Here is a 24,037-nt window from a genome sequence, read left to right on the forward strand (position 1 = left end):
AATCCGGAGTGGAATGAGGTACGTTATTTCTTACAAGACAAAAGTAGCGCAAAATCGGTTCGTGGGAAATACCACAAATATGGTAAATATGTACTATAAATGAGGGATATGTAGGATATTTGACGAGTATTTCCTATCTTTGCCTCCACTTTTAAACTTAAGGATATCATAATGAGTCCACTCAACTTTACCCACATTTTGACACAAGCAGTCGATGAGCTATCGGAAAGCGAATCATACAAGGGATTGTTTCACCAGCATACGGACGGCAATCCGCTGCCTTCGGCAAAAGCGCTGCGCGACATCATCGAACTGGCGCGGGCCATCATCTTCCCCGGATATTTCGGAAATTCCACGGTCAACAGCCGCACGGTGACTTACCATATCGGTGTCAACGTGGAGCGCTTGTTCGACCTGCTGACCGAACAAATCCTTGCCGGACTCTGCTTTGCAGGCGATGGCGAATGCAATTGTTGTACCGAGCTCCAACGGGAAGAAGCCGCTTTATTGGCTGCCAAATTCATCAGCAACCTGCCGGCCATGAGACGGGTGCTTGCCACAGATGTGGAGGCTGCCTACAATGGTGACCCCGCCGCACAGTCGTTCGGCGAAGTCATCAGCTGTTATCCGGCCATCCGAGCCATCAGCAACTACCGCATTGCACACGAACTGCTCAAGTTGGGTGTCCCCCTCATTCCCCGCATCATCACCGAGATGGCGCATAGTGAAACAGGAATCGATATCCATCCGGGAGCGGAAATAGGCGGTTATTTTACCATCGACCATGGTACGGGTGTGGTAATCGGCGAGACCTGCATCATCGGCAACAACGTAAAGCTGTACCAGGGTGTGACCCTCGGTGCCAAGAGCTTCCCGCTGGACGAAGACGGCAAGCCCATCAAGGGCATTCCCCGCCATCCCATTCTGGAAGACAATGTGATAGTCTATTCCAACGCCACCATATTGGGACGTATCACCATCGGACAAGGAGCCACTGTGGGCGGCAACATCTGGGTGACGGAGGATGTTCCGGCAGGAGCGAGAATTGTACAGACAAAGGCGAAGAAATGAGAAGCCTCAAACCTCGTTTAAAAGGCAATATTGCTGCATTTGTCAGGCACTTGTGTCTGTCACGTCAGACACAAGTGTCCAACACAACAAACACCGGTGTCTGAGCCAACAGACGCCAGTGCCTAACAAACGGGAGGCAAATTACTGATAAACAATAGAATAAAAACAGTAAAATAGTAAATAAATAGATGAGCGAACAATCTTTTGAAATGATTGCCAAAACCTTCCAAGGACTGGAAGAGGTACTGGCACAAGAGCTGACTGCACTGGGCGCCAACGAAATAGAAATAGGCCGCCGCATGGTATCTTTCAGTGGTGATAAGGAAATGATGTACAAAGCCAACTTCTGCCTGCGTACAGCCATCCGGATACTGAAACCCATCAAACACTTCACAGCCAAGGATGCCGACGAGGTTTACGAACAGATTAAAGCCATCCGATGGGAAGACTATCTGGATACGGACAAGACCTTTGCCGTGGACGCGGTTGTATTCAGTGAAGAGTTCCGTCATTCCAAGTTCGTTTCCTACAAGGTGAAGGATGCCATCGTAGACTATTTCCGCGAGAAGACCGGCGAACGTCCCGGCGTGCGTGTCAACAAACCGGACGTGCTGCTGAACATACACATTGCCGAAACCAAATGTACGCTGTCTCTCGACTCCAGCGGCGAATCGCTGCACCGCCGCGGTTATCGCCAGGAAGCAGTAGAGGCCCCGCTGAACGAGGTGCTGGCCGCCGGCATGATATTGATGACTGGCTGGCGTGGCGAATGCGACATGATAGACCCGATGTGTGGTTCGGGAACCATTCCCATCGAAGCGGCGCTGATTGCACGCAACATCGCTCCGGGCGTATTCCGCAAGGAGTTCGCTTTCGAGAAGTGGGTGGATTTTGACCAAGAGCTGTTCGACACGATATACAATGACGACAGTCAGGAACGCGAATTCACACATAAGATTTACGGTTACGACAACAGCCCGAAGGCAAACGAAATTGCCACACACAATATAAAGGCTGCCGGCGTAAGCAAGGATGTAGTATTGAAGCTGCAACCCTTCCAGCAATTCGAGCAACCTGCGGAGAAATCCATCATCATCACCAACCCACCCTACGGGGAGCGTATCTCTACCAACGACCTGCTGGGACTTTACTCCATGATTGGCGAGCGTCTGAAACACGCCTTTACGGGCAACACTGCATGGGTTCTATCTTACCGCGAAGAGTGCTTCGACCAAATCGGGCTAAAAGCCACCTCCAAGATACCTTTATTCAACGGTGCACTGGAATGTGAATTCCGCCAGTACGAAATCTTCGACGGAAAGTACAAGGAATTCCGTGCCGAAGGCGAGGAGTTGAGCAAGGAGCGCAAAGAATTTCGTCCGGCTTCAGGAGAAAGGAAAGAGTTCAAACCCGGAGAAAGACGCGAATTCCGTCCCCGATTCAGTGGAGAGAGATGTGAATTCAGTGGCGAAAGACGCGAATTCAACGGTGAACGCAGAACAAGAGAATTCAAGGACGGCGAAAAGCGAGAATTCCGTCCGCGTGAAAGAAGAGAGTTCAAAGACGGGGAAAAACGGGAATTCAGACCGAGGGAAAGACGCGAATTCGGTGGAGAACGCAGAACAAAGTCGGGTGAGTCTTACCCGGAAAGAAAAAGAAGAGAGGCGGGAAAGAAGGAAGAAGAATAACACGAACAATGACAAGGAGAATGAATGCAAAGAAAATAAGTAAGAGCATTCTTGCACTGCTAATGGCAGTGCCTGCTCTGTTTACAACAAACGTCATGGCACAAGAACTGAAAAAGCCGACCCTGGAAGACCTTATTCCCGGAGGTGAAACCTACCATACTGCCGAAAACAAGTGGTACCAGTGGTGGGGCGATGCCGCTTGTCTGGAACTTGGCATCGACAATATAGAAGGTACATGGGCTGTCAAAGGATTAGGTGCCAAGCCCGGAGAGAAATTCACTGCCATCACATTGGAAGAAGCCAACGCGCTGCTGGAAGAAAAAGGACTTGGAAAACTGCGTCACTTTCATGCTGCAAAGGCTGTCAACGTACCCCGAGGCGTCAATCAGGGTATTCAAGTCCAAATAGACCCACTCCTGCTGCTGAACACCGGCAAGTACCGTGCCCTCGTCGACTGGAAGAAGAAAAAAGTCATCTGGAGCCAGCCTTGCCCCGCCCAAGCCGCAAATGAGGATTGGAACGAGGTAAGCCGCCATTTGGCTTATACTATCGGCAATAATCTCTATGTGATGACCAGTGACGGGCAAACCCTGAAAGTCACCAACGAACCGGAAGGTATCGTCTGCGGACAAAGTGTGCACCGCAATGAATTCGGCATTTCAAAAGGCACTTTCTGGAATCCTGCTGGAGACCTGCTGGCTTTCTATCGAATGAACGAAAGCATGGTCACCCCCTATCCATTGGTTGACATCACGGCAAGAATAGCGCTGGTGGATAAAATACGCTACCCTATGGCCGGCATGCTCAGCCATCAGGTAAAGGTAGGCATCTACAATCCGGCTACTCAAAAGACCATCTACCTGGACATGGGCGACCCAAAAGACCGCTACTTCACCAACATCACCTGGGCACCGGATGGCAAAAGCCTCTATCTGATAGAGCTAAACCGAGACCAAAACCACTCCAAACTGTGCCGATACGATGCTGAAAGCGGAAAGCTGCAACAAGTGCTCATCGAAGAGAGACATCCCAAATATGTGGAGCCGCAATCTCCCATTCTATTCCTGCCATGGGACAGCCACAAGTTCATCTATCAAAGCCAGCGTGACGGCTTCAACCATCTGTACCTATACAATACGGAAGGGGAACTGCTGAAGCAACTCACCTCCGGCCCCTGGCTTGTACAAGACATCGTAGGTTTTAACCGGAACACGAAAGAGCTCATTATCAAGAGTACGGAAATCTCTCCTTTGCAGAGCAACCTTTACGCTGTCAACCTGAAGAATGGCAAACGCAGCCTGATAGGAGACCCAACCGGCGTGCACTCGGCACAAATCTCCGGCTTCATGGGAACTTACCTCATCGACAATGCCTCTTCGCCCACTTGCCCCCGTATCATAAAACTGATGTCCACCAACCCGAAGAAACAACGGGAACACACACTGCTGACAGCCAAGAACCCCTACGAAGGCTTTGAAATGCCCAGCATAGAAGTAGGCACCATCAAAGCCGCAGACGGCAAGACAGACTTGTACTACCGCCTGATAAAGCCTGCCGACTTCGACCCGGCAAAGAAGTATCCCGCCATCGTCTACGTATACGGCGGCCCGCACGCCCAGATGATAACGAACGGCTGGATGAACGATGCCCGCGGCTGGGACATCTACATGGCAAACAAAGGCTATATCCTATTCAGCCTCGACAACCGTGGCAGCAGCAATCGTGGACTGGAGTTTGAAAACGCCACCTTCCGCCAGCTGGGCATCGAAGAGGGCAAAGACCAGGTGAAGGGCGTAGAATTCCTGAAAAGCCAGCCTTATGTGGACGAAGAGCGTATCGGCGTGCACGGCTGGAGCTTCGGAGGACACATGACTACGGCGCTGATGCTGCGCTATCCCGAAATTTTCAAGGTAGGCGTTGCCGGCGGACCGGTTATCGACTGGGGATACTACGAGATAATGTACGGTGAGCGCTATATGGACACTCCGCAAGCGAACCCGGAAGGCTACAAGCAGACAAATCTGAAAAACCTTGCCGGTAACTTGAAAGGACATCTGCTCATCATACACGACGACCACGACGACACCTGCGTGCCGCAGCACACCCTTTCATTCATGAAGGCGTGCGTGGATGCCCGTACCTATCCCGATTTGTTTATCTATCCCACGCACAAGCACAACGTCCTGGGACGCGACCGTGTGCATCTGCACGAGAAGATAACAAGATATTTTGAAGAATATCTTTAATGTACAATGTACCATATACAATGTACAATTTGCTATGCAGTGCGGGCGTGCAAATAGGGAGTAGATGGTAGAAGAAAGAAGAGAATAAAAGAGAGAATAAATCATTAAGTATAACAATCTGTACAACTTACCTGATGCCCCACAGCACAGACAAATTGTACATTGTAAATTGTAAATGAACCCATGAAAATATTATTATTAGGCTCCGGTGGCCGCGAACACGCTCTGGCATGGAAGATTGCCCAAAGCCCGAAAGTAGAGAAACTATATATTGCTCCCGGCAATGCAGGTACAAGCGAAGCAGGCGAGAATGTGAACTTGAAGGCGACAGACTTTCCCGCACTCAAGGCTTTTGCCCTTGAGAAAGAAATCGACATGATTGTTGTGGGCCCCGAAGACCCGCTGGTACAAGGCATCTTCGACAGTTTCAAGGAAGACCCTGCCACTTGCCATATCGACATCATCGGCCCCACCGCCAAAGGTGCCACACTGGAAGGTAGCAAGGAATTTGCCAAAGGCTTCATGATGCGCCACAACATCCCCACTGCCCGCTACAAGAGCATCACCGCCGACAACTTACAAGAAGGACTCGATTTCCTCGCAACCCTCGAAGCGCCTTACGTACTGAAGGCCGACGGACTGTGTGCAGGCAAGGGCGTGCTGATTCTCCCCACACTGGAAGAAGCTCAGAAAGAGCTGAAGGAAATGCTGGGCGGCATGTTCGGCGATGCCAGCGCCACGGTAGTCATTGAAGAGTTCCTCAGCGGCATCGAGTGTTCCGTATTCGTGATGACAGACGGCCGCCACTATAAGGTATTGCCCGTAGCCAAAGATTACAAGCGTATCGGCGAAGGCGACAAAGGCCTCAACACCGGCGGTATGGGCAGTGTTACTCCCGTACCTTTTGCCGACGAAACATTTATGGAAAAAGTACGCACCCGCATCATCGAACCTACCGTAAACGGTCTGCTGGAAGAAGAAATCGGCTATCAAGGCTTCATCTTCCTGGGACTTATCAACGTGAAGGGCGAACCGATGGTCATTGAATACAACGTCCGCATGGGCGACCCCGAAACCGAAAGTGTGATGCTGCGCATCAAGAGCGACCTGGTAGACCTACTCGAAGGCGTTGCCCAGGGCGACCTCGACCAGCGTACACTGGAATTCGACCCACGCACAGCCGCTTGCGTCATGCTGGTGAGCGGAGGATATCCGGAAGCCTACGAAAAGGGCAAGGTGATGACCGGATTCGAGAAGGCTGCCGAAACAGACAGCATCCTCTTCCATGCCGGAACAGCCACCAAGGACGGACAGACCGTAACCGCCGGTGGCCGTGTCATCGCCGTCTGCTCCTATGGTGAAACGAAGGAAGAAGCCTTGCAGAAAAGCTACCGCGTGGCCGACATGATAGACTTCGAGAAGAAATATTTCAGAAGAGATATAGGATTTGATTTATAAATGAGAACGAAGAGATTCCAGAACCGGATAACGGCAGGGCGGTTCACACTACCCGCCGCTATCTTGATTTCAGTATCCTGCTGGATACTGACTGCCGTTCTGTTGCCCGAGACGGAGACACAGCAAAGCGGATATTCCCTTTGGGAAACATTCTGCGACTTCTGCATCCCCACCTGGGCAAACCGTCTCTTCAGCTTTATTCTGTATGCCGTCATCGGGTATTTCCTGATACAGCTCAACAATACGTTCGCCATCATCCGGATGCGGGCATCGGTACAGACTTCTGTCTACTTCCTGCTGATATCCGTCTGCCCCAGCCTGCACATGCTGTATGCGGGAGACTTGGCATCCGCCTCCTTCCTGGTGGCACTGTTTTTCCTCTTCAGGAGCTACCAGCAGGCACGGCCCACGGGCAGTCTCTTCCACGCCTTTGTCTTCATCGGACTGGGCAGCCTGCTTTTTCCGCAGCTCATGCTGTTTGTCCCTATCTTCTGGATAGGCGCCTACAACTTCCAGTCTCTCCAACCCAAAAGTTTCTTTGCTTCCTTGGTAGGATGGAGCGTACCCTACTGGCTGTTGCTGGGACACGCCCTCTACTACGGGCAAATGGAACTCTTCTGCCAGCCCTTCCGCGAGCTGGTGACCTTCGCTCCCATCCGGTTCGACTATCAGCCGTGGAAACTCGCCACCCTTGGGTATCTCCTTGTTCTGTTCATCGTCAGCGCGGCACACTGTCTCATTGCCGGCTATGAAGACAAGATACGCACCCGGAGCTATCTACACTTCCTCATCCTGCTGAATTTCTGCATCTTTGTCTATATCGGACTGCAACCGGCATTGAGTGTCCACTTGATGTCCTTCCTGCTCATCGGTGTCAGCATCCTGGCGGGACACTTGTTTGTACTGACAAATAGCCGCAGTTCCAATATATTCTTCATTTGTGCATTTATCGGATTATTCATTCTATTAGGATTCAATATATGGACGCTTTTGTAGATACACTCGTACAGCTGCTGATTGACTGGGGATATGTCGGTCTGTTCATCTCTGCCCTATTGGCAGGAAGCATCATTCCGTTCAGTTCCGAGATAGTGATGGTAGCACTGGTCAAGGTCGGTCTGAGCCCGGCACTGTGCGTACTCTCCGCCACCTTGGGAAATACGCTGGGAGGCATGACGTGCTACTACATGGGACGTCTGGGACGTATAGACTGGATTGAGAAATATTTCAAGGTAAAAAGGGAAAAGATAGAACGGATGCAGCATTTCCTCCAAGGGAAAGGGGCACTGATGGCTTTCTTCGCCTTTCTGCCTTTTGTGGGAGAGGCCATAGCCATTGCACTGGGCTTCATGCGCAGTAATCTGATGCTGACCACCACGTCCATGTTTGCAGGGAAACTGGTGCGCTACATAGCTATGCTGTGGGCACTGCAAGGAGCCATTTCGATGATGAATTATTGACATGTAGTGAGTTTGAGCAATAGATGTATAGATACAACGCGTTGGATGTATAGATGCAACGTGCTGGATGTATAGATGCAGCACGCTGGATATATAGGCGCAACAACACGATGAATCACAGAGAATTAAACTAAATAAAAACATTCAACAAAAGCAGAAGTGATGCAACGAATCATAGAGAAGACGGAAGACGGAAGTGCGACACTGTTTGTACCGGAACTGAATGAACATTATCATTCGGTAAAGGGGGCACGTACAGAGTCACAGCACATCTTCATCGACATGGGACTGAAAGCATCCGCTACTGCCCGCCCGCATATCCTTGAAATCGGTTTCGGCACCGGACTGAATGCCCTGCTTACACTGGAAACTGCCGAAAAGGAAAAGAGACCTGTGCACTATATCGGTATTGAACTCTATCCGCTTGCATGGCCGGAGGTGGATGCGCTAAAATATAGCGACAATCCTCTGTTCGAGGAACTGCATCGGGCTGCGTGGGAAGAAGAAGTTGCCATAACTCCTTATTTCACACTGAGAAAAGTGCAGGCAGATGTCGAAACAATAAGCATTGACAGTTTGTTAATGATTAATAAATCTCCGTTCGATGTTGTCTACTTCGATGCCTTTGCACCCGAAAAGCAACCGGGAATGTGGGAGGAAAAAGTCTTCCGGAATATCCATGCCGCCATGAGCACTGATGGCGTGCTGACCACCTACTGCGCCAAAGGAGTAGTACGTCGCATGCTGCAAGCCATAGGATTCAAGGTAGAGCGTCTCCCAGGTCCCCCGGAGGGAAACGGGAGATACTGAGGGGAAGGAAAGAGGAAGTGATAATGGATAAGGAATAGTTGATAATGAATAGTTGATGCCCCCTGCCACAGCGCAGCCAAATTGTAAATTGTAAATAGTAAATTGTAAATGAAAAAGTTTTGTTTTTTACTCCTCATAGCCACCTTGCTCTTCTCGTGCAAGCAAGGAGGCCAACAGAACAAGAAGAATGACGATAAACCCGTGATTACCGTCACCATCGAGCCGCTGCGGTATTTCACCGAAGCCATTGCCGGCGATGAATTCACCGTCGTCAGCATGGTGCCCAAAGGTTCAAGTCCGGAAACCTACGACCCCACGCCCCAGCAGCTCGTCGACCTCGCGCAAAGTAAGGCCTATTTCCGCATCGGCTACATCGGTTTCGAACAGACATGGACGGAAAAACTGACGGACAATGCTCCCCACCTGCAATTCTTCGACATGTCCGAGAATGTGGAACTTATTCTGGACGAGACCCATGCGCATCACCATAAAGACGGACATGTACACGAAGGCCATACGCACGCCGGTGGTGTGGAACCCCACATCTGGAACTCCACCATCAACGCCCAAATCATTGCCGGGAACATTCTGAATGCACTCTGCACCATAGACAAAGCCAATGAAAACGCCTACATGGAACGTTACAACGCACTCATCCGGCGGATAGAGCATACGGACAGCCTCATCTGCCAGATGCTTTCCAGTCCGAATGCCGACCGTGCCTTCATGATTTATCATCCGGCACTTTCCTACTTTGCCCGCGACTACAACCTGCACCAGATTCCTATCGAAGCCGGTGGAAAGGAACCCTCTCCCACCCATCTGAAGAACCTGATAAACTCCTGCAAGAAGGAGAAGGTACGCATCATCTTTGTACAGCCGGAATTCGACCGCCGCAATGCCGACCTTATCGCCCAGCAGACCGGAACCCGGGTGGTGGCTATCAATCCCCTCTCATACGACTGGGAGGAGGAGATGATGAATACCGCCAGAGCGCTTGTAAAAGAGTAAACGATGATTCTGTCCATTTAACGAAGAAGAAGCTATGCCTGCATCCCCCATTATAGAGATAAAGAACCTCAGCGCCGGATACGATAACCGGACCGTACTGCATGATATAAACCTGATTATCTACGAACGTGATTTTCTGGGCATCATCGGTCCCAACGGTGGTGGAAAGACTACCCTTATCAAATGTATACTGGGACTGCTGAAACCCACCGCCGGGGAAATTCTATATCACTCCTGCCCCCCATCCCCCTCCGAAATTGCCAATTGTCAATCATCAACTGTCAATTGTCAATTATCTATGGGTTACTTGCCCCAGTACAGCAGCATCGACCGGAAATTTCCCATCACCGTAGAGGAGGTCATCCTTTCAGGACTCAGCAGCAAGAAGCCGCTGGCTTCACGCTTCACCGCCCGGCACCGCGAGAAAGCCTCTGCCGTGATAGCCCGCATGGGGCTGGAAGGCATGGAGCAGCGTGCCATCGGCGCTTTGAGCGGCGGACAGTTGCAACGTGCCCTCCTGGGCCGTGCCATCATCTCCGACCCGCAGGTGGTGATTCTCGACGAACCCAGCACATACATCGACAAGCGTTTCGAAGCCCGCCTCTACGAACTGCTGGCAGAGATAAACAAGGATTGCGCCATTATTCTCGTCAGCCACGACATCGGCACGGTGTTGCAGCAAGTCAAGTCCATTGCCTGCGTCAACGAAACCCTGGACTACCATCCCGATACCGGCGTTACGGAAGAATGGCTGGAACGCAACTTCAACTGCCCGATAGAGTTGCTGGGGCACGGGACACTGCCGCACAGGATATTGAAAGAACACAAGCATTCTCACGGATGACTGGAAGCAAAGGAGGCCGGCCCATTGTAGAACCGACCTCCCGTTACCCTTCCGAATAACTATCCGACAATCTTCTTACCCGTCATTTATATTGGAAAGCCTTATACGAATGGGGCAGTAATGACAAACGGAAAGAGTTCTTTGGTGTCACCGGACGCCTGCTCTGTACGGGTTCGGCAGGAAGGGGAGCCAGAATATCCCCATTCTCCAGATTTTCCAACCTCGTCACCTCATCATCGGTAACAATACGCACTTCCACCGGTTCATCATTGAAGTTCTCCACCACCAGTGTTTTATTGTCATACACAAACAATCCGACTTTGGAGGGAGCCTCCAGATAGACATCCATATCCTTACTCATAATGCGGCGAATCTCATTCAAGGCTTTTGCCGGGAAATCATATAAATTTCCCATATCATCGGGAATGGTCAATACATATAGATTGCCGGCGGCATAGGGAGCTCTCAACAAAATAGGATACCCCGATACTCCTCCCGTCAACGGACGGCCCGCACTGACTACTTCCCAAGCATCATTCGTATAATACTGAACCTGCGGTATCAATAAATCGCGTCCGGCTTGTCCGTATCGGCCAAAATCATTGACAAGAGCTTTCAAATCGGTACAACGCAACTCTACTATTTCGGCAATTTTTTCAGGAATGGCTTTCAGCAAGCCGCTTGTAATCACCACATCCCGTCCGCTTTGCAATTGCTTCCTAATGTCGGTCATGAGCTCCGGAGCTTGAGCCGCCTGGGCAGTCAGCAGCACCACTTGTTGGTCTTTCGGAAAAACGGGACGTATATCCATCGGCAAACCTATCATGCCCAGATAATTCTGCAAGAAATCATCACCCGCCACATGAAAAGGCTTGTAGGACTTGATGCCAATGGGGTTACCCAACTTACCTATCAGTTTATCAGTCTGTTTCAATACAACATCCGCAATGCGTGCCATGGTGGTAGGCTCTATGGAAGTTCCGTCCTTCTGCCGGATAGGGGCAGTCATCTCATCATAATTAAAGCTGGTGCCCATGCCCTGCCAAGGGGTACGGAACCTGGGAGACAACTTCACGCCCAGAAGCTGGTTATAGGCAAAGAGAATGATTTCGGGAGCCTTGGCAAGCATGGTCAGATGCAGCTGCTCAGCATAGCGGTCCATGCCTAGATTCAGTCCACCGGAGTCCACCCATCCTCCACCGTTGTAGCCCGGACGCAGATTATCGAAATAGCGGATAATATTATAGCTTAGATAATTCTGCAGATGCTGGTTGCCGGCAGGGTCCCTTGTTTCGGTACCCGTCCAGACACCGTCAAAGAGTTGGGGACCTTCCTCCAGATTAAAGCCCAAACCTTGGAAATGGTCGTACCAGTTGGGATACTTGATGATTACCTTTACACGAGGATTCACCTTCTTGGCAGGTTTCAGCACAAGGTCGCGCCCGGCTTCAGTCATCAGCTTCAAACGGTATTCCGTCCAGCTCTGCGCACCTTTGGCTTTTATCTCTATGTCCGACTTGCAACTGGTGAAGAAAAAGTCATCCAGAATAAACTCGTCAAAGTGCTTTGCCGTATGTTCTGCAATCTTTCGCACCATCTCACGATGCTCGGGATTGGAATAGCAGAACGTCTCGAAACTGTTTGCCTCGTTGATGGTGTAGGTAATTCCTCCGGCAGTCTCTATTCCCCGGTCATGGAAAAATTTCTTAGCTTGCTCCAGGGTGGCGTCATCCACAATCAGTAAATCACGATGTGTTTCCAGATAAATCTTGTCCACTTCCAACTGTTGTGAAATCACATTCCAAGTCGAATCCAGCCAATGGATGTCCTTCATCTTGTCTACCTCGTAGGCACGTACATAGACCGATACCTTAAAATTGTCATAAGCTTTTGCCTGCATGACCATAGTGCAGACCATGCAGAGCAGAAAAGCTACAATTACAAACTTATCTACCTTTATTTTACTGTTCATTACCATTCAATATTTTCTGAGATGCCAATACCATATACATAAACCACGTAGCATGTCCGCCCAAACAGTACTCACCCTCCTGCCATAAGAACGGGAAATGAAGTAATTCGGGCAAGTCAGGACGAATCAGATTTGTACCCGGAGACACTCCACCCGGAATATAAGACCAGTCGGCACGGTTGACACCATAGGCAGCTTTCATCGTTTCGGCACCGACTCCCGTTACAAACGCTGCCTGATTACGTCCCGGATGCATACCGAGCAGGTATTGGACAGCATTGAAAATATAGTCCGGTGCAAACAAGTCAGGATAGGCAGCATGCAGGTAACAGTAATTGTAGCCCAGATGCTGGGGTTCCCATGAACCGGAAGAACGGTTACCTCTGTCATGCGGCACTCCATACGGAGTTTTACTGCTATACTCCTGATACATAGCCTGCAACTCCGGCAGTGCTTTGCGAACAGCCTTGCTGAAACGTGCATTTCCCACAGCCTTGTCGAAACGTCCGATGAACCAACCCGTCTGACGGATATTCTTGCAGATGAAATCCTGCTGCTGCAAAACGAAATCACGGTACTCCACTTCCTTTGTCGCCAGATAAAGTTCTACGGCAGCATGTATCTTGGCTGTCAGCACCCGGTTGTTGTCGCAGCGGGTAATCCTGAACAATTCACGGGCTATCTCCAGACAATCCGCTCCCAATGCATCGTTATGTCCCTTCAAGACACGTGAAATACCTGCCAGCCAGGCAGCCACTTGAAGTTCCCTACCAGGGTTGTCCTCCGTAAACACCCAGCGGTCGTCTGCAGTCCCACTGACATGGTCTGTATGGGCCGACGCATCACCCAGGTGTGCATACTGGCGTACGGTAGGACACAGAATCCCTCTGTAGAGACGCCCCAGAGCCTTCCAACCCGCCACTATCGTCAAAGCACCGTTTTCCACCTGCTGCAACAAGTCATTCTTTCCATCCGGCTGGTGAATCTCGACTATCTTCTTTTCAAAATCTATGGAAGTCTCGTCCCAATAGGCACCAAAGTTCTCACAAGCCATGGCAAGTATATAGGCCTCGCCTGCCTGGGATTCCACACGCAAGTCATAGTCCCCCGCATCGTGCCATCCACCCACATTCAGCCCTGGAACCAAATCACCCGGCTGGTACTTACAAAGAGTAGAGGTTCCCTGAGTATATCCGTCTATATGGTTGATATCGGTTTTGGCCATACGTGCATCGTCATGATGACAGAAGTCATGCCATACACGGTATTTTTCGTTCACACGCATGTGGCACATCTGTACCGGCAAGAAGTATTCCACCTCTGCCTGCCAGATACCCTTGTCCCACACATCTTTGGCAATGCGGAACACCGGAGAAGCAGCATCGCCGTACATCACCTGATAGAGCCCTTCTTCCGTCACTTCCGTGAAGTCGAACTGCAGATAGTGGTAACGTTGGAAATCTCCCCAATCCTTGGCAGCCTGCTGCTTTACCAGTTTCCTGCCATCGGCAACAATGCGATAAAGGGCAGGTTGCTTGAAGTCTGTATCCCGTTTGTCCAACTCTATGACAGCTACTTTCTTCTGTCCAGGATGGTAACCTACTTGAGAGGCTTGCACCACCGGTGCATAACGCCAGTCTTTAGTGACTGTCGGACGGATTATCCATTTCACCGCACCTTCCTTTGTCCCTGCCGGGAACTCCGAACGGAGCACAAACCAACCGTTGTTATGATTTATCCTTCCATCATACAGCAGCAAGTCTCCTTTCTCACTTTCAATCGTAATCTTTGCCAAATCATCCTGAGGATTGAGTACAAACTTTTTCCCCTCGGCAAAAGGAGCAGAGACGATATCATCGGCAATCATCGGGTTATAAGTCTTTCTATCCAACAGCAACTGGTCCAAATCAGCTTTCCCGCCAGGGTTGAAATCTCCGATATGCTCCATGTTGGAAGACTGTTTCATGGTGGGCCCCATCGCCTGGTGGGGAAAGACTCCCGTCCGGTTGTCCATAATCCACGGCTTGCCCAGCAAAGTGGAAGGTACCAATTCCAGATTAAAGCCCAACTTGCCGGCAAACCGCTCGGGCACCGGTTGGTCCAAATCAACGGTCAATACCAGATAATCCTTCTCGCCTTTGACCTTAATGGTATAGCCAAAAACAAAATCCGGATAAAGCATCGGATTAAAGCCTGCCATATGTTTGGCCGAATCCGGATAACTCAATGTGACACGGATTTCATTGTCAGCCTCATCCACCACCCGGCTTCTCATCTTGGGCAATCCCTGCCACTGCCCTTGCGAGATTTCAAAGCGCACATCTCCATTGGCAGCCCTGCGGTCTCCATTCAAAACAAGGGTCAGTCCTCCCTGGTGTCCTTCAGGGTAGACGTCACTGAACACCATCACATTGGCCCCGCCATTCTCAAAATATCCCGATGGATTGATTCTGAAATCCTGGGCGTGCAGCCCCATACAAAGCATCAGTGATGCTGCACCTGCTATAAATTTCTTCATAAATACTATTTTAAACGATTATGTATTTCCACTCCCAAGCGTACCGTATGATACGGGCAACGCCACATACTCACTTTGGGAGTATCCTTCTTGGGTTCTCCATCAAAACAATCACTGTACCATTCACCGTATTCCCGGTCTATCATACAGTCCTTTACGAAAGTCCAAACCGTATCGGCCGATTGCAGATAAACGTCATTCCCGCTGATTTGCCAGGCATTGACACAAGCTATCATCGTTTCAATCTGGCCCCACCATGAGGCATGCCCGGTTGTTCTTCCGCCCTTCTTTTCATACATCATATACCCTTTGTCACTCAGTCCTTCCGCCAAGCAAGCATCCGTCACATCCAGCGCAAGCCGATTCGCCCTATCCATCAGTTGCCGGTCTTCTAACACACGGGCAGCCTCACAAAGCAGCCATCCCGCCTCCACATCATGCCCATAAGAGTCCATCTCAACCAGACTGTTCCATGCATTATCAAAGAACAAATTAAAATGCCTCCTTGAAGAGTCATAAATACGGTCCATAAACAACCCGGTGCAGAACTTGAGTCGTTTCCTCAGTCCGTCGTCTTTCCAGCATTGATATAAAAGGGTATAAGCCTCCAGCACGTGCAAATGCGCATTCATAGTCTTGGGTGCATTGTTATCATAATTATCCAGTTGTTTCCAATCTTCAGTAAAAGATTCCACATAACCGTCATATTGCGATTCACGGCCTTTCTCCTCCAAGGTATGATATAAACCGACAGCCATATCCAGACTCTCGCTGTTACCTGTTGCCAGATAGTGTTCAGCCAGCCCATAGATGGCGTAGGTCATGGCATACGTATATTTGGAAGCATTCAGCACCTCACCGTCAGGATTGACCAGCCAATATACCCCACCATGTTCCTTGTCTATAAATGTATCAATGAAGTAGCGTTGCGATTTATCCGCAAGCTTCAGATAAGCCTCATCCTTAAACGTACGGTATGCGGCAGAAAAACTCCACAGAATCCGGGCATTCAGAACCCCTCCTCTCGGAGCATCCACTACCGGAGTACCATTCCGCAATACAGTTCCATAAAAACCGCCGTCGGGAGCCACTGCATAATCCATCCAAAACGGCAACACGCTGTCTCTGACATTCGTGACAATCTCTGTACGCATGCGTGTCTGCATATCTGTCTCCCCTAAATGCGACCGGCAACCTGCCAGACAATATGCAACCAGCAGTGCTATCCAATAAAACATCTTCCTTTCCATAATTATTCTCTAAAACCATCAAACTTTTCCTTGTATAATTCCCCGTTTATCAGAGACTGGTGTTCGTCGTCTCAAGTACTGGTGTTTGTCATGTCAGACACCGGCTTTCATCACGACAGACGCTGACGTCTATCACAACAACTACTGGTGCCTGACATTTCACTCACAAATATTTTATTATTAAGTGTTTATTTATAATTTATCAATATCCCGGATTCTGGTCAGCCTGATTGATGAGCGGGTTGGTCAGAATCTCATTCGTCGGAATCGGGAAGATTTCCTGATAAGCCTCGTGCTCAAAGAAACGGAATGAGTCACCAGTCTGCAGACAAGCCTCTTGTGAAGAGTTGGCTGCTGTCTTCGGATATTCGGCGGCAAACCATTCTTTGCACATACCCATACGGCACAAATCATGGTAAAGCGAGAACTCGGCATTGAATTCATGGCGACGCTCTATAATCAGCGCCACCTTCCATACCGGAGAAGTATAGCCTTTGGCTGCTTTATAGCTTGTATAATAGGTCTCTGCATCCGGCACTTCCACCGTCTGGGTATTCAACATGTCGGCGGGTAGGTCAATCATCGTCGCTCCCATCTCCAAATTACCCCAAGCACGGTTACGTATCTGACGTATCATGTTCCATCCGGTAGCGTTGTCACCTGTCTCGAAACAACATTCTGCATAGTCGAGCATGATGCCTGCATAACGCTTCAGAGTCAATGAAATAGGATTGAATACTTTGTTGTTCTCACCTGGCTTGCATCTCCAGTATTTCAAGGAATAAACAGTAGGCATATTTTCGGAGCCTTGGAAAAGACCGTCAAAACCACTTGTCACCCCTACAGTCTGCCCGGTAATGGGATGCGTATCCCCTTTGGCAACAGCAGAGTACTGGCGGCGTTTGTCACCCGGTTCAAAGGAACGTACAAACTCCCAAGAAAGACAGAGAGAACCCCAGCCTCCCCATTCGGGTGCCGCGCACATATATCCGTACCACATCATGGCATCTGAAGACGAATCGGCTCCCCAACCCATATATCCTTGTTCATGATACATCACCTCAAATACGGACTCTTTGGTCCAATGTGTATCCCAGGCATGAAGGTTACCGAAGCAGGGCTCCAATGAATAGGTTCCACTGTCCACTATATCCTTCAGTTCCGTCTTGGCTTTCGTAAAGTCTTTCTTCAACATATACAGCTCGGCCAAATAAGCTTTGCAGAACCCCTTGGTTATACGTCCGTATTCACCATTCATGGGTAACCAATCCAGATGGTCGCGTCCAAAAGACAAATCTTCCTCGATAGCCGCATAAGTCTCATCCACGGATTCCGGGCGTGCCTTTCCTACCGAAGTAGTATAGGTTTCACCGGTAAGCAACATCGGTACCCTTCCGAAAAGTTTCGTCAGGTAAAGGTAGTTATAACCGCGGATGGCACGTGCTTGCGCTTCATAAACGGTCTTGGAATTGCTGTCCGCAAATATAGAGGCATCCGCTGTCTCCAGGCCAGCCAGGAAACGGTTTGCACGGTCCACTGCACGATAACTCATCCGCCATGCAGTCTCCAGGGAACCCTTATCGGGTTTCCAGGCATGACGCTGCCATTCCGCATCCCAACCGGAAGCCTGACAGTCCATCGTAGAATGGTTGGCAGCAAATACCTGAGGCTTGAATCCCCATGTCTCGTCATCACCGGAACCGTGCTGGTCCGTATAAAAGGTATCATAAAGTCCGTTCAATCCGGAAAGGACATTCTCCTCCGTCTTAAACATGAAATCCGCCGGAAGAATATCGTAATGATCCACTTCCAAATAATCGTCACAAGACGTTACGGTGCTTAAGGCCAGCACACCGATCAACAGTTTATATAAGTTTTTCATAATCATATTTTTTATCCGTTAGTATTAGAACTGTACACTCAGACCGAAAGTAACCGACATCGGGAACGGATAACGTCCTCCGTCAAATCCCGAATACAATACATTGGAGTCACCGACTTCCGGATCGCCGAACTTATTGTACGAAGAAATGGTACATACATTGTCGACACTGGCAAATACGCGTGCATTTTCCATTTTCACCGGTTTCAGCACATTCTTCGGGAATGTATATCCTATCTGAATATTTGAAATCTTCAGATAATCCCCCTTCTGGATGTAGGCGTCGGACACACGCATGTTCTTATTATAGTCTGTCTTGGTGATACGCGGATATTTGGCACCGGTATTCGAAGATGACCATGCATTATTGATATATTCCTTCAGTACATTCTGATAACCGCCGTCGGGTGCATAGACAGAGGTCAAGCGGGCCGAAGAATAAGAAAGGATATCCATACCGGCTACACCGTACAAGTTCATCGAGAAATCAAAGTTTTTCCAGGAAGCGGTAAGGTTCATTCCGTAAGTGAACTTGGGATATCCATTGCCTATAACAGTACGGTCGGCATCGGTAATCTGCCCGTCACCATTCAAATCAACAAACTTATAGTCGCCGGGCTGAGTAGTCTTGTCCTGATATACACCACTTTCAACTCCCTTTTCAACCGCCAGCCTATTCATTTCATCAATTTCGGCCTGGGTTCTAAAAATGCCTTCTACCTTCCAGCCATAGTAGGAACCTACAGGATAGCCGTTCTGTGTAATGGAGTGGTTGTCCCAGTTGTCGCCATCTTGTGCTGAACCTGACTTGCTGAATATCGGATCGCCGACTTCAATAGCCTCGTTCTTCAGAGTAGACCCATTCAGTCTTATGCCGATATTCCAATCGCTGAAGCTCTTGTTCCACGCAGCAGTAAACTCGAAACCTGAGTTACGGATATGTCCCGCGTTAGTATAGACATTGGAGAAACCGGTAGAAGGACGAATCTGGCGATACAGAAGCAGATCCTTTGCGTCACGGATAAAGTAATCGGCAGAGAAAGAAAGCTCATTGTTCATAAAGGCAAAGTCAATACCGATATTTGTCTGCTCATTGGTTTCCCATTTCAAGTTGGTATCAATTTCTTTCTGCTGGGCGATACCGGCACCGTTAATCACACTCGAACCATTAAAGAACCAGTACATTGCATTTGCCGAAGACAACTGTGCAATGGACAAGTTGGTACCATTGCCCGCATTACCAGTCTGTCCCCATCCGGCACGCAACTTCAAGTTACTGAACAGTTCCAAATCCTTAATGAACTTTTCCTCGGAAAGACGCCAAGCTACAGAAGCGGAAGGGAATGTACCGTAACGATTGCCTGCACCAAAGTTCGAAGAACCGTCGCGGCGTACCGTTGCAGTCACAATATAGCGGTCGTTCAAAGTATAAGTCAGACGGCCGAAGTAAGAAAGGAATCTTGTCTTCAGGTCCAGCCCGCCATCCGTTTGCTTGGAAGAAGGATCATTGGTCAATGAAATTTGGCGGATGTTATCTGCCGGGAAATCGTTGGCACTGGAATTCAGCCAGGCACCGTTCGTATCACTGGTAGAGAAACCGGCCATTGCACTTACGCGGTGGTGCTCATTGGACCAGTCATAGTTCAAGAACGCTTCCAGACCAAGTGAGGTAGACTGGCTCTGATTCAGCGAGAACGAGTCCTTACGGTCTTGAGTTCCAAAAGTTCTGTCATTGTAAGCCGTATAGCCATTATAACCTCTGGTATAATAATTATAGCTGGCAATGGTCTTGAAAGTCAATCCTTTGTACAAATCGAGCTGCAGGAAAGCACTGGCGAGCAGACGGTCCCATTTATTGATGCTGTCGGCAGTCTTGGCAGCAGCAACCAGATTGTCAGCTCCCTTGTTCACATCCCCATTACCTTCTTTCTTGTAATGTCCCCAAGTACCGTCGGGCAACACAATAGGCATGGAATAGAAAACACCGTCCTCTACATAATCCATGGTTGGAATGGCTTGTGCATAGTTTCTCAAGTTGCCTCCTCCCATCTTTTCCGAATGCGCATAGTTCAAGTTCAAGCCTACATGCAGGAAGTCTTTCACTTTGTGGGTGATATTAGCGCGTGCCGTCAAGCGTTTAAAATTCGATTCAATCACGATACCTTGATTGTTCAAGTAACCCAGAGATAAGTTGGCCTGGGTATTTTCGCTGCCTCCCGAAGCAGAAAGATTATAGTTCTGCTGTAATGCCGTGCGTGACATTTCGTCCTGCCAGTCAATGCTGTTCAGTCTGCCTATGTAATCCTCGCCATACGCCAGATTGGTCATGGCAATACCGTCATTCTTGACGGCGGAACGTACAGCGCTTGCAAACAAGTCCGCGTCAGCCACATCAATCTTATTCGAATTGAACTGAAGGGCATAGTTGGCCGAGAAGTTCACCTTTGCCTTACCCTTACCGCCGCTCTTGGTAGTAATCATAATGACACCATTGGCACCGCGGGTACCATAGATTGCTGTAGCCGAAGCATCTTTCAGAATTTCGATGGACTCTACATCATTAGGATTCAAGAAATCGATGGAAGTTCCCACCTGCACACCGTCCACTACATAGAGTGGGTCGGCAGAGCCATTCACGGTTGCCACACCGCGGATACGGATGGAGAAACCTCCTTCCGGGTCACCGGAAGAACGGATGACAGATACACCTGCCGCAGCTCCCTGCAAACCTTGTCCCAAGTTCACCGGATTCCGCTTCATCATTTCCTCCGCATTCACGGAAGCCACAGAACCGGTGAGGTCGGATTTCTTCATCGTACCGTAGCCCACAACAACTACCTCATCCAAGGTTTCGGTATCCTCCTTTAAAATAATTTTCAGAGCATTCATATTCCCGGTTACTTTGACCGTTCGCGCCAGATAACCGATGTAACTGGTCTTCAGCGTAGAACCTACGGGACACTGCAAGGAGAAGTTACCGTCCAAATCGGTAATCATACCGTTTGTCGTACCTTCCACAATGACATTGGCACCGATGATGGGCTCGCCTTTCTCATCCACCACTTGGCCCTTCACAGTAACTACACTCTGCTGTACGACAGTGACACCTGCAAACGGCTGTACGCTTGTTGCAAAGAGAGGTCCGGCACATGCCAGCGATACTGACATGATACCCAAATACTTCATCACATTTCTCATAAATACTAAATACTTAGGTTTAACAAATACCCCGGTCATAAGCACATCGGGAAAAAGATATGCGACACAATTTTGTGCCACTATAGAGGCACTGCCGTGCCATTGGGAAGGCACATCTGTGCCACCATAGTGGCACAGATTTCGGTAACTATATCCCTTTCTCTTCCATACCGACAGGGGTGAATTCAATATAGATTTTCAAAGATTAAGTTCAGAAACTCAGGGAAGTGCCTTCAACCTGGTTCAACAGTTGCGGTTTGGCCTTTCCACAATCCACTTTCACAACCTGAATACGGTTGTCGGCAGGTAGACAAACCAATCCTTCCGCCTGCTTCTTGTCAGCACTGTATACCTTCAGGCTCATTTTGCTCCAATCCATCTCAGCAGTGGACTGCGCCAACTTCAGATGAGGAAGTACCGAACCGTCACGTACCAGCATGATTATCGGCAGACTGCCTGCTTCAATCCGGTGCCATCCGCCTTCGTAGACTTTCTCTGTCTGGTAGTCTATCCATTTTCCTTCGGGAAGGTAAACTGTGCGGCCCGTCATACCGGATTCAAGCAAGGGGGCAACCAGAATCTGCGAACCGAAGAGATACTCGTCATCCACTTTCCATGCTCCCGGATCATCGGGGAATTCTACAAACAAGGCTCTTAGCATCGGTAAGCCCTTTTCTGTACATTCCTTAGCCTGAGCATACACATAAGGCATCAGACGGTACTTCATCTCTGCACTCTTGCGGAAGACATCCTGCACACGCTTGCTGTCGTACAACCACGGCTCTGTCGGAGGTGCCCCATGCGCGCGGGTATGGGAAGTAAGAAAACCGAACGGTATCCAGCGGCAATACAAGTCCTCCGGAGTGGATTTTACAAAGCCACCCATATCATGGCTCCAAAAGGAGAAACCGGACAAGCCGAAGGACAAGCCTGCACGAAGCGTACCTAGCAGTCCCGTGTTCGTAGTTGCAGCATCACCGCCCCAATGCAATGGATAACGCTGGGAACCGGCCCATGCGGCACGTGCCCACATTATATTCTCGTTGTGCAACTTCTTGGTTATCTCGGACACTGCCATATCATAACGCACCGGATAGAGGTTATGCTCATACCATCCGCTCTTGCCGGAAGCGTAAATACCGTTCAGTGGAGCAGCCTCGCCGAAGTCTACTTTAATGGCACTGACACCGATATTCAGCAATCCCGCCAGTTTGTCCTGATACCACTTTACGGTTTCCGGATTGGAAAAATCGAGCACCACATCTTCGTAGGGAAGTTCACCATTTCCATTTTTCACATACATGTCTTTCTCTATCAGTTCAGAGAAATAACGATTTTTAGGAGTGAAATAAGGCAACTGCCACAAACATACATGGAAACCTTGTGACCTCAAATCCTTCAACATCTGCTGTGGATTCTGGAAACGGTTCTCGGAGAATTTATAGTCACACTGCCAGTCCACATCAAACCAGCCGGTATCGAAATGGATAACATCGCACGGATACTTGTTCTTACGGATATTGGCCGCTACATCATAACCTTCCTTTTCACTGAAATAGGTAATACGGCTCATCCACGTACCGAAAGACCACAAGGGGGGCATGCCCGGCTTTCCTACCAAATCGGTGTACTCGTCCAGAATATCTTTCGGCTCGCCGAAGAAAACGAACAAATCCAGGTTCTCGTCACCCATGAACATTTTGTTCAGCCCAATATAGGTAGCACCAAAATCACAAGTCACGGGAGCGGATGTATGCATAAACATGCCATATCCCCGGTTACTCATAAAGAAAGGAATCGGTTTGTACATCTGGTCCGTCTCAGGCCCTTGTGGGTCTGTAACAAACAAGTTCACCTTTTGTCCGGCCTTGTTCAGCCCAGTGGCAGACTCTCCGCAACCAAAAATCATTTCATCCGCAGTCAAGGTAAATACCGGATTGATGCGGCGGGCATTGTCACTTCCCCGCTTCACAAAACAGAACGGTGTATATTTTACCTGCGTAGAGTCCGCATCACTCAAAGCGGCAGTCTGGCTCAAGATACGTCCGGCTTTATCCTTCAAGACGATTCTCCAGGGATTCTTGTTAATCTGAATGGTTCCATAGTCACTGGAATAGACAATCTTGTCATTCGTCTCGGCAACTTTCCAGCTTCCATCCCTGCCCGGTTCCTTTGCCAACATGATGGAAGCGGCAGGTTTAGGTTCCACCGGGGTCGTTAGCATACGGATACGTACCGTACGCGGAGTTACAAAGTCAATCTTGAATTTGAGGTTGGGGTCATTTTCATAGGCAGTGAAAGGAAAATCGAGCATTCTCATTTTACGGGGCTGTGCACCGTTGGTATTGAAGGCTTGACGGGGCATCAGATGCCCGCGTTTCCAGTTCACCAGCCCTTCACCCGACTTGGCATCGAATGACTCCAGGTGATCTGCAAAAAACAAAGTATTACTCAAGTCACGGAAATCGGTACTCATGTCCAGAGGTTGGTTCATCAGATACGAAGTACCGTCATTGACATGTGGCTGTGCCAACAGATTGCCGCCGGCAAACAACAGCATCGCCACTGCTAAAAGTTCTTTCTTCATACTATTAGGATTTAAATGATCTTGCCTGCAAATGTATTTTTC

At 49.3% G+C, this 24,037-nt stretch carries 14 protein-coding genes and 1 pseudogene; 9 read left to right on the forward strand and 6 right to left on the reverse strand.

The annotated features are described in order from the left end of the window. The first annotated feature begins 171 nt into the window (after positions 1-171). From epsC to EYA81_RS08415, 9 genes and pseudogenes are all read left to right on the forward strand, one after another. Positions 172-1,071, forward strand: a complete 900-nt coding sequence (gene epsC, locus EYA81_RS08375) for a serine O-acetyltransferase EpsC (protein ID WP_117601067.1) — start codon at positions 172-174, stop codon at positions 1,069-1,071. 188 nt (positions 1,072-1,259) lie between these two features. After that, positions 1,260-2,759, forward strand: coding sequence for a class I SAM-dependent RNA methyltransferase (locus tag EYA81_RS08380; protein ID WP_131225624.1), 1,500 nt, complete (start codon positions 1,260-1,262; stop codon positions 2,757-2,759). A 20-nt stretch (positions 2,760-2,779) separates the two neighbouring features. Next, positions 2,780-5,005 (forward strand): DPP IV N-terminal domain-containing protein, encoded by a 2,226-nt coding sequence (locus tag EYA81_RS08385; RefSeq protein WP_117601065.1) that lies wholly within the window; start codon positions 2,780-2,782, stop codon positions 5,003-5,005. Positions 5,006-5,188: 183 nt separating this feature from the next. Continuing rightward, entirely contained in the window at positions 5,189-6,463 is a 1,275-nt protein-coding gene (gene purD / locus EYA81_RS08390; protein WP_131225625.1) for a phosphoribosylamine--glycine ligase, read from the forward strand. Further along, positions 6,464-7,459, forward strand: a complete 996-nt coding sequence (locus EYA81_RS08395) for a hypothetical protein (protein WP_131225626.1) — start codon at positions 6,464-6,466, stop codon at positions 7,457-7,459. Then, positions 7,444-7,923 (forward strand): YqaA family protein, encoded by a 480-nt coding sequence (locus EYA81_RS08400; RefSeq protein ID WP_005830979.1) that lies wholly within the window; start codon positions 7,444-7,446, stop codon positions 7,921-7,923. Before EYA81_RS08395 ends, EYA81_RS08400 begins: the two co-directional genes overlap by 16 nt. A gap of 162 nt (positions 7,924-8,085) precedes the next feature. Then, a pseudogene (gene mnmD / locus EYA81_RS08405) lies at positions 8,086-8,771 on the forward strand (tRNA (5-methylaminomethyl-2-thiouridine)(34)-methyltransferase MnmD). A gap of 70 nt (positions 8,772-8,841) precedes the next feature. Further along, positions 8,842-9,744: a metal ABC transporter solute-binding protein, Zn/Mn family gene (locus EYA81_RS08410; RefSeq protein WP_117964994.1), complete on the forward strand. Its 903-nt coding sequence runs from the start codon at positions 8,842-8,844 to the stop codon at positions 9,742-9,744. Between the two features lie 34 nt (positions 9,745-9,778). Next, positions 9,779-10,588, forward strand: a complete 810-nt coding sequence (locus EYA81_RS08415; protein ID WP_117964995.1) for a metal ABC transporter ATP-binding protein — start codon at positions 9,779-9,781, stop codon at positions 10,586-10,588. 82 nt (positions 10,589-10,670) lie between these two features. Here EYA81_RS08415 and EYA81_RS08420 read toward each other — a convergent pair whose 3' ends face one another. The 6 genes from EYA81_RS08420 to EYA81_RS08445 all read right to left on the reverse strand — a co-directional run bounded on the left by EYA81_RS08420 (position 10,671) and on the right by EYA81_RS08445 (position 23,995). Further along, entirely contained in the window at positions 10,671-12,560 is a 1,890-nt protein-coding gene (locus EYA81_RS08420) for a hypothetical protein (protein ID WP_181757399.1), read from the reverse strand. After that, positions 12,550-15,078 carry a glycoside hydrolase family 9 protein gene (locus EYA81_RS08425; protein WP_129643477.1) on the reverse strand — a complete coding sequence of 843 codons (2,529 nt, stop codon included), beginning with the start codon at positions 15,076-15,078 and terminating at the stop codon, positions 12,550-12,552. The genes EYA81_RS08420 and EYA81_RS08425 overlap by 11 nt, the downstream gene beginning before the upstream one ends. Positions 15,079-15,083: 5 nt before the next feature. Then, positions 15,084-16,328, reverse strand: a complete 1,245-nt coding sequence (locus tag EYA81_RS08430) for an AGE family epimerase/isomerase (RefSeq protein ID WP_131225627.1) — start codon at positions 16,326-16,328, stop codon at positions 15,084-15,086. 202 nt (positions 16,329-16,530) lie between these two features. Beyond that, a complete protein-coding gene (locus tag EYA81_RS08435) occupies positions 16,531-18,210 on the reverse strand; it encodes a RagB/SusD family nutrient uptake outer membrane protein (protein WP_008662437.1) in 1,680 nt (559 codons plus the stop codon). Positions 18,211-18,234: 24 nt separating this feature from the next. Further along, complete coding sequence (locus tag EYA81_RS08440) at positions 18,235-21,408, reverse strand: TonB-dependent receptor (protein WP_229078291.1); 3,174 nt, start codon at positions 21,406-21,408, stop codon at positions 18,235-18,237. 211 nt (positions 21,409-21,619) lie between these two features. Further along, positions 21,620-23,995, reverse strand: coding sequence for a TIM-barrel domain-containing protein (locus tag EYA81_RS08445; protein WP_131225628.1), 2,376 nt, complete (start codon positions 23,993-23,995; stop codon positions 21,620-21,622). Between the last annotated feature and the right edge of the window lie 42 nt (positions 23,996-24,037).

Origin of the sequence: Bacteroides sp. A1C1 (assembly GCF_004328515.1) — a bacterium.
GTDB classification, from domain to species: domain Bacteria; phylum Bacteroidota; class Bacteroidia; order Bacteroidales; family Bacteroidaceae; genus Bacteroides; species Bacteroides uniformis.